The organism is Aquimixticola soesokkakensis (assembly GCF_900172375.1).
Classification (GTDB): Bacteria; Pseudomonadota; Alphaproteobacteria; order Rhodobacterales; family Rhodobacteraceae; genus Aquimixticola; species Aquimixticola soesokkakensis.
In genome coordinates this window covers 231,331-238,344 of record NZ_FWFS01000008.1, presented here as the reverse complement: position 1 = coordinate 238,344, position 7,014 = coordinate 231,331, and the positions used below count along the sequence as shown (strand labels likewise).

At 62.6% G+C, this 7,014-nt stretch carries 7 protein-coding genes and 1 pseudogene; 1 reads left to right on the top strand and 7 read right to left on the bottom strand.

Annotated features, from left to right (window positions below; all coding sequences use genetic code 11):
- Positions 1–160 precede the first annotated feature (160 nt).
- The 6 genes and pseudogenes from AQS8620_RS11880 to AQS8620_RS11855 form a co-directional block, all read right to left on the bottom strand.
- A pseudogene (locus AQS8620_RS11880) lies at positions 161–400 on the bottom strand (transposase); the annotation flags it as partial.
- Between the two features lie 30 nt (positions 401–430).
- Positions 431–1,366: a nuclear transport factor 2 family protein gene (locus AQS8620_RS11875; RefSeq protein WP_085837106.1), complete on the bottom strand. Its 936-nt coding sequence runs from the start codon at positions 1,364–1,366 to the stop codon at positions 431–433.
- Positions 1,366–2,319 (bottom strand): TIGR03571 family LLM class oxidoreductase, encoded by a 954-nt coding sequence (locus AQS8620_RS11870; protein WP_200809623.1) that lies wholly within the window; start codon positions 2,317–2,319, stop codon positions 1,366–1,368. The genes AQS8620_RS11875 and AQS8620_RS11870 overlap by 1 nt, the downstream gene beginning before the upstream one ends.
- A 4-nt stretch (positions 2,320–2,323) precedes the next feature.
- Positions 2,324–2,815, bottom strand: coding sequence for a nuclear transport factor 2 family protein (locus AQS8620_RS11865; RefSeq protein ID WP_085837104.1), 492 nt, complete (start codon positions 2,813–2,815; stop codon positions 2,324–2,326).
- Positions 2,808–3,926, bottom strand: a complete 1,119-nt coding sequence (locus AQS8620_RS11860; protein WP_085837103.1) for an alkene reductase — start codon at positions 3,924–3,926, stop codon at positions 2,808–2,810. The genes AQS8620_RS11865 and AQS8620_RS11860 overlap by 8 nt, the downstream gene beginning before the upstream one ends.
- Before the next feature lies 1 nt (position 3,927).
- A complete protein-coding gene (locus AQS8620_RS11855) occupies positions 3,928–4,920 on the bottom strand; it encodes a TIGR03571 family LLM class oxidoreductase (RefSeq protein WP_085837102.1) in 993 nt (330 codons plus the stop codon).
- A gap of 90 nt (positions 4,921–5,010) precedes the next feature.
- Here AQS8620_RS11855 and AQS8620_RS11850 point away from each other — a divergent pair, with 90 nt between their 5' ends.
- Positions 5,011–5,937, top strand: coding sequence for a LysR family transcriptional regulator (locus AQS8620_RS11850; protein WP_085837101.1), 927 nt, complete (start codon positions 5,011–5,013; stop codon positions 5,935–5,937).
- Positions 5,938–6,004: 67 nt separating this feature from the next.
- Here AQS8620_RS11850 and AQS8620_RS11845 read toward each other — a convergent pair whose 3' ends face one another.
- Positions 6,005–6,991: an LLM class flavin-dependent oxidoreductase gene (locus AQS8620_RS11845; protein WP_085837100.1), complete on the bottom strand. Its 987-nt coding sequence runs from the start codon at positions 6,989–6,991 to the stop codon at positions 6,005–6,007.
- Positions 6,992–7,014: the final 23 nt, after the last annotated feature.

Sequence of the window (7,014 nt, the reverse complement as noted above, 5' to 3'; positions counted from 1 at the left end):
CACAACCGCGACGTCACCACTCTCAAGTGCGCATCAGCCCATGTGCCACGTTTTTTAACGGGGTCCAGCCCACCAATAAGCCATCGGCAACTGCCCTTCGGCGTCAGTGTAGCACAGGCTGTTTCTAGCGCGCACAGGCGGGCGTCGGCCCAGAATAGTTTTTTAGGATGTCGCGCGCCTCCTTGAGGATACGGTTCTCGCGCCGCAGCCGTTCGTTCTCCAGCGCAAGCTCGCGTTCCTCGGGGGATACCACATCCGTATCACGGTGCGCGTTCACCCAATTGTTCAGCGTCGAAAGCCCAACACCCAGATCATCCGCAACTTGTCGCCGTGTCAGCCCGCTCGTCAGCGCAATTCGCACTGCATCTTTGCGGAATTCATCCGTTCTTCCCATGCCCATAGTTCGTCTCCTTTGCTGCACAGTATGCTATCAAAGGAGCGGCACCAAACCGCGACAGGTCCAATCTGATGTGAACCATCCGGGGCGATAGTCACTCCAACAGATGCGCCAGCGGCGGCCGTCGCGTCGGACACGCAACTGGCAGTGCGCGCCATAGAGGGGAGCGCCGGTGCGGTCGACCGGCCTTTCTGGGATGATGCGACCGACGATCATCCGGGCATGTTGGCCGTCCTCTTCGTCCTCAATGGCCACCACCTCTGCGAAATGTTGCCAGAACGGGGCCAGATGGCGAAAGCTTTTCAGCTGTCCAATCACAGTGTCTCGCCCTTCGAAATTGCCCAGGGGCGCAAAGCCGCCGGAGACATCCTCGGCATAGGCGCTGACCAGCAGACCGATATCGTTCTGATCAACGGCGAAGGCGTAGCGGGCGTAAAGTTCGGGCAGGGCGTCTTCCAAAGCATCGGGCACTGGCGCATCGGGCAGGATGTGCCAAGGCGCGTGCAATTCACTGACAATCACCGGCGACGGATCGCCCGGTTGCCAGCCACGATCCCCCGGCACTTGCAGCCAGTGCGGCACAAGGCGCGGGCTGCCTTTGCTCCACATGGCCTCCATGCGCAGTTCGGTGATCTGCCAACCCGCAGGACTGCGGCGCAGCCGGAGGATCAATGTCATGCCGAAGAGAAACAGCGGCGCGCCACCATCCTCCATCAGGCCAAAGAGATAGAGACTGGTCGCAGCGTCGTCTCTCTGGATACCGATGTAATGGTTGCTGACCCGATGCGCGAAGCGATCTTGGCGCAGGGCATCGACAATCTCACCGGCCCCGGAGCGCGCGCCATGCTGGGCGCTGATCAATCGGGCATCCGGGGCGAAATCCGGGCGCAATGCACCCCATGCGCCGCAGGCCCAAGCCGTTGTCAGATCGTCGAGCAGACTGCGGATGTGACCGCGATCCGAGATCATCACGCAGCTTCCAGCGCAGGCAGAACATGGCTGCCCATCTCGTCAATCACCGATTGCGCCGCTCGTTGCGAGGGCTTCAGGTTCAGCGCGACGTGACGCACGCCCAGATCGCGGTGGTGCAACAGCCGCTCAATCAATGCCTTCCGACCGATCCGCACTACATTGTAGAACCGCTGGTAGGGCGCGTCCGGGTTCGGATCAAGATCGAAGAACGTCGAATAGCCATAGGCCGGCGGCATCCCCTCTCCTGCCGCATCCTTGAGCGCGGTCAGGATTTCGCGGATTGCAGTGTCGTCATCCACCGCCCAGATCCACGCATCGACGTTTTTCGCCAGCCATTCGATCGGTTGCCGGGCTCGCCCCACGGCCATGATCGGCAAGCGGCCATGCACCGGCTTTGGATGCATGTCGAGATTGCCGGAGAAGGTGCCGAAACGCAGCGTCTCTGCCTTAGGGAAGCGAGTTTCCGACAGGATGCGGATGACCTCCACCGCCTCGCGATACCGCTCTCCCCTGTCCTCGAAATCGATGTTGAAGGCCGGATATTCCACGGGGCGATCACCGGTCGACAGCCCGAGGATGAACCGCCCCTCGGTCAGCCGATCCACGGACAAGGCCTGTTTCGCGACCGACACAGGCTCGCGCAGCGGCAAGACGATGCCGGTGGTGCCGATGGTGATCCGCTCAGTCACCGCAGCGAGGTAACCCGCGTACACGAAAGGATCGAGCATCTGCGCGGCATCGCCGAAGTTCGGATCATAAAACGGCACATCACGGACCCAGATGCTGCCAAAGCCAGCGTCTTCGGCCTGTTTGGAGACCTGTTGATGATCCTTCAGCGTCGGAAACGGGCTGTCGGGATAGGCTTCCAGCGGAGTGATCAGGCCAACAGACAGTCGGCCCTCACAGAACACCCGCGAGAAGCTTTGGGGCATAGCAGTTGTGTCCAGCATGAAATTAGTCTTCCTCTGCGCCGTCATTCGGCCAAAGCACATCAAGTTCTGACCGGGAGATGCGCCATTCTCCGTTCACGCGGACATAGTCGTCCACATAGCGACCGAGCAGCAGGAAAGGGTGCTGTGGGCCGGGGCGATCCGTGACGAAATCCAGCAGATAGCAGCTGCCCGTCGCAGTATCCGGGCCGGTCAGGGTGATCTCATGGTTGGCGATGGCGTGCACAAAGGGGAAGTGCCCCGCCTTGCGACTGTCGAACATCCGATAGGCGCCTCTGAGGCTCGTCTTGATCTCCTCCAACCCCTTCATCGACCCGACGGTTACGACCACTTCGGCGTCATCGGTGAAGACCTCGGCCATGCGGTCGGCTTCGTTGCCGTCCAAAAGGGCGCTGTAATGTTGGCGCAGGGTGCGGATATCCTCGCGATCGAGCATCGTTGTGATGCGGTCCTCACGGGTGGTGTCCATCACGGACAGGGGGGTCATGTCATTCATTGGTTTCGTCTCTCTCTTGGTCCCATGTCGGGAAATCTGTGTAACCGGCGGTCCCTGTGCCACCGTAGAAGGCGTCGCGCGGGGCAATGTTGATCGGCCAGCCGTTCTGCATCCGCTCCACCAGATCGGGATTGGCGATAAAGGGTTTGCCAAAGGCGATGAGGTCGAGAGCGCCGTCCTTCAGTGCCTGTTCGCCGGTTTCTTGCGTAAAGCCGCCTGCCGCGATCAACGTGCCGGTGAAGGTCTTGCAGAACTGCGAAGGAAAGCCTGCGGGCATTGCTTCGCCCCCGATGCTCAACTGATCGCTCAGGTGGACATAGGCCGGTTGGCGATCTTCCAGCGCCTCGGCCACGGCGAGCCACGTCTCTGCCTCGCCCTCAAAGGCCGACATCCCGGACAATCGCCCGAACGGAGAAATGCGAACGCCGGTGCGGTTCATACCGATCTCGGCGGCCACGGCGTCGATGGTCTCTAGCAGAAATCGCATCCGGTTCTCGATGCTGCCGCCGTAACGGTCCTCGCGCTGGTTGGAGCCTGCGTTCAAGAACTGTTCGAACAGGTAGCTGTTGGCGCCGTGAATTTCGACGCCGTCAAAGCCCGCGCGGATTGCGCGTTTGGCGGCGGCCACGAAATCGGCAGTGACACGCGCGACCTCTTCGGTCTCCAGCGCGCGGGGTGTGGAGGCGGGCTGCTGCCCCGGCGCGCCGTCTGGGCCGATGGCAAAGGAGAACGCCCCTTCGCCACGCTGCGCGCTGGCCGATACCGGCGCGGCCGCGCCCGGCTGCAGGGAAACATGCGACACACGGCCGACATGCCAAAGCTGCACAAAGATACGCCCGCCACGATCATGCACCGCCTTGGTGACTTTGGCCCAACCGGCCTCTTGCTCATCCGTGTAGATGCCAGGGGTGTAGAGATAGCCGTTACCTTCTTGGCTGACGGGTGCGCCTTCGGTGATCAATAGCCCGGCACTGGCGCGTTGCGCATAGTAGAGCGCTGTTTGCTCATCCGGCACGCCGGTCATCGCGCGGGAGCGGGTCATCGGCGCCATGACGACGCGGTTCGGCAGGGTCAGCCCCGCGAGATCGTAAGGGGTAAAAAGTTGGGACATCTCAGGTCCTTTCCATCAGGGAGGGGAAGCGTGGCAGCACGTCGCGTTCAAGATCGGCCAGCACGTCGGTCATGGGGCGGGTGGTGAAGCGCGGGTTGAGCGCGATGTGGTTCACACCGGCGTCGCGGGCGCGCTCCATGAAATCAGCGAGACCCTTACTGCCGGTCTTGAACCCGGCACGGACCCGCTCGAAGGGACGGTCCCGATCAGAGGACAGGTGCAGGAACCCCGCGATGCCATAGGGTTTGAACGCATCACCGCTGGCCGCGCGCCAATCGGCGACCGCCTGTGGCAAATCCGGCTCAGAAGGGCTCGGCACGATGAGACCTTCCATCTGGGCGCCGATCCAATCGACGCCCTGCCCGGCGCGGCCAATGGCGAGGGCTGGCGTCCGCCCCAGCGGGGGTTTCGGCAACACGTCGAACCCACCGGGAGAAGCGCCAAAACGCTCTGTCTCATAGGCTGGCGCAGGGGTTTCGGTGAACTGGCGGTACAAATCATAGGCCTCGCGGAACCGCTCTGCCCGCCTGTCAAAGTCGATGTCGAAGAGCGGGTACTCCTTTGGCCGGTCACCGGAGGACAGCCCGGCCAGCATCCGCCCGCCCGACAGCTGATCGAGGCTCGCGACCTGACGCGCCAGCAGATTCGGGTCCCGAAACGGCAGGACGATCCCGGCGGTGCCAAGCGCGATCTTTCGGGTCACGCTGAGCAGCACGGCGATATAGGTCAAGGGCTCGAACACCTGCCCCGCGTCGCCATATTGTGGATCGAAAAAGGGAATGTCGCGCATCCAAAGTGCGGAAATCCCGATGTCTTCCGCATGGCGGGCGAGATCGAGATGCGCCGCCATTGTCGGAACTCCGACGGTCGGATAGGTCTCAAGCGGCATGATCAGGCCGAGCGTCATCTCGCCAGGCGCAAACAGGCGCTGGAACCCGGCGTGGCGGGCCGTCGCGGTGGCAGTGTCTGCGGTGTGCAGGCTGTGGTGTGTCATCGGGCCTTCCTTTCAGACCCGCAATCTATTGATCTCTTCGCGAATGATAATATGCTTTTAATTTCATTCATTCCGTCCTGAGATTCCATAATGCGTGATGCTGATGATCCCTTTGCCGGGGTGCGCGAGTTTGTAGAAGTCGTGCGCAGCGGCTCCTTTACCGCCGCAGGCCTCGTGCTGGGCCTCACCGGGTCGGCCGTGGGCAAAAGCGTCTCGCGGCTGGAGGCGCGGCTCGGCACGCAACTGTTGCATCGCACCACGCGGCGGCTGTCCCTGACGACGGAGGGGCAGCGCTATTTCGATGGCTGGGAGACAATTCTATCCGACGTCGAGGGACTGGAGCATTCGGTCACAGAGGGCAGCGGGCGGATTTCTGGCCGGCTGAACATCCACTTGCCTGCGGCCTTCGGACGGCGGCATGTGATGCCTGTCCTCATGCAACTGGCGCAGGCGCATCCCGCGCTCGACCTCGCGGTCAGCTTTACCGAGCGGCGGATCAATCTGATCGACGCGGGCGTGGACCTCGTGGTGCGGATCGGGGCGCTAAGCGATGACGCCGACCTCGTGGCGCGTCGACTGGGGCGGCAACGGCTGGTGATCTGTGCCAGCCCAGCCTACCTCGCCCGGCACGGAGCGCCGCAAACCGCCGCCGAGCTGACGGAGCGGGATTGCATCATCGGCACCCGGCGCAAAGCCGTGCCCGCGTCGTGGCTGCTGCGTCAGCCCGATGGCACATTGACCGCCCAGCTGATCCGGGCACGTCATGAATTCAGCGATGGTGACGCGATGCTGGAGGCAACGCTGGCGGGTGCAGGCCTGTCGCAACTGCCAACCTGGCTGGTCAGCAGCGCACTCAGCACCGGCGCTCTGGTTCCGGTGCTGGAAACATTTTCAGGGGCGGAAATGCCGATCCACGTCGTCTGGCCAGGCTCACGCTATCTCAAACCCGCTCAGCGTGCTCTGATTGATGCGTTGGTTGCCGATGCCGCGCGGACGGATGCAGGATATTGGTTGTAGCGGACCCTTCACTGATCCTCCATCTACGGGTATCCTATCCCTCTTCATGGACCAGTGTCAGGGGCCATCAAAGCCCGCGCATGACCTCCGCCGCGATCTCGAAAGAGCGGATGCGCGCGGTCTGGTCGTGGATCATCCCCGTCACCATCAGCTCATCGGGCTGATACCGGGCGATCAGTGCCGAGATCTGCGTCGCAAGCGTCTCAGGCCCACCGACGGCGGCACAGCTCAGCATGCGGTCCACCTGCGCGCGCACCGGATAGGGCATCTTGGCCACGGCTTCGAGCGAAGGTTTTGGCAATTTGCCCCGGTTGTTGGTCACGATATTGGCGAAGGCCTGAAGCTGTGAGGTGCGCAGATAGGCCGCCTCCTCATCGCTCTCGGCGGCACAGACGCTGGCGGCCATCACCGCATAGGGTTCGGCCAAACTGTCTGACGGCTGGAAGGCGGTCCGATAGACGTGCAGCGCCTCCTCCAACATATCCGGCGCGAAATGCGACGCAAACGCGTAAGGCAGGCCGAAATGCGCCGCAAGCTGCGCGCCATAAAGGCTCGATCCCAAAATCCACACCGGCACATGGGTGCCCATGCCGGGAATGGCCCGCACCGGCGCGCCCTCGGGCACATCGCCGAGATAGGCGATCAACTCCTGCACATCATGCGGAAACGTGTCGCCCTGTTGCATGTTCCGGCGCAGCGCGCGGGCGGTCGACATATCCGTGCCCGGCGCCCGGCCAAGGCCCAAATCGATCCGACCCTTGTGCATCAAAGACAGCGTGCCGAACTGTTCGGCCACCATCAAGGGCGCGTGGTTGGGCAACATGATGCCGCCTGCGCCGACCCGCATCTCTTTGGTCGCCGCCGCGATCTGGCCGATCAAGACGGCGGTGGCGGAGCTGGCGATGCCGATCATATTGTGATGCTCGGCCACCCAATAACGGTGATACCCGGCCTGTTCCGCCGCCACCGCCAGAGAGACACAATTGGCTAGCGCCTCATCGACACCATGGCCTTCGGCAACGGGGGCAAGATCGAGGAGCGAGTAGCGTTTCATAATGGATGTCCTAAAGTTTGTAG

Bases quoted from the DNA above. Each gene is read 5' to 3' on its own strand.
- AQS8620_RS11875 (WP_085837106.1), bottom strand. From the start codon at position 1,366: ATGATCTCGGATCGCGGTCACATCCGCAGTCTGCTCGACGATCTGACA.
- AQS8620_RS11870 (WP_200809623.1), bottom strand. From the start codon at position 2,319: ATGCTGGACACAACTGCTATGCCCCAAAGCTTCTCGCGGGTGTTCTGT.
- AQS8620_RS11865 (WP_085837104.1), bottom strand. From the start codon at position 2,815: ATGAATGACATGACCCCCCTGTCCGTGATGGACACCACCCGTGAGGAC.
- AQS8620_RS11860 (WP_085837103.1), bottom strand. From the start codon at position 3,926: ATGTCCCAACTTTTTACCCCTTACGATCTCGCGGGGCTGACCCTGCCG.
- AQS8620_RS11855 (WP_085837102.1), bottom strand. From the start codon at position 4,920: ATGACACACCACAGCCTGCACACCGCAGACACTGCCACCGCGACGGCC.
- AQS8620_RS11850 (WP_085837101.1), top strand. From the start codon at position 5,011: ATGCGTGATGCTGATGATCCCTTTGCCGGGGTGCGCGAGTTTGTAGAA.
- AQS8620_RS11845 (WP_085837100.1), bottom strand. From the start codon at position 6,991: ATGAAACGCTACTCGCTCCTCGATCTTGCCCCCGTTGCCGAAGGCCAT.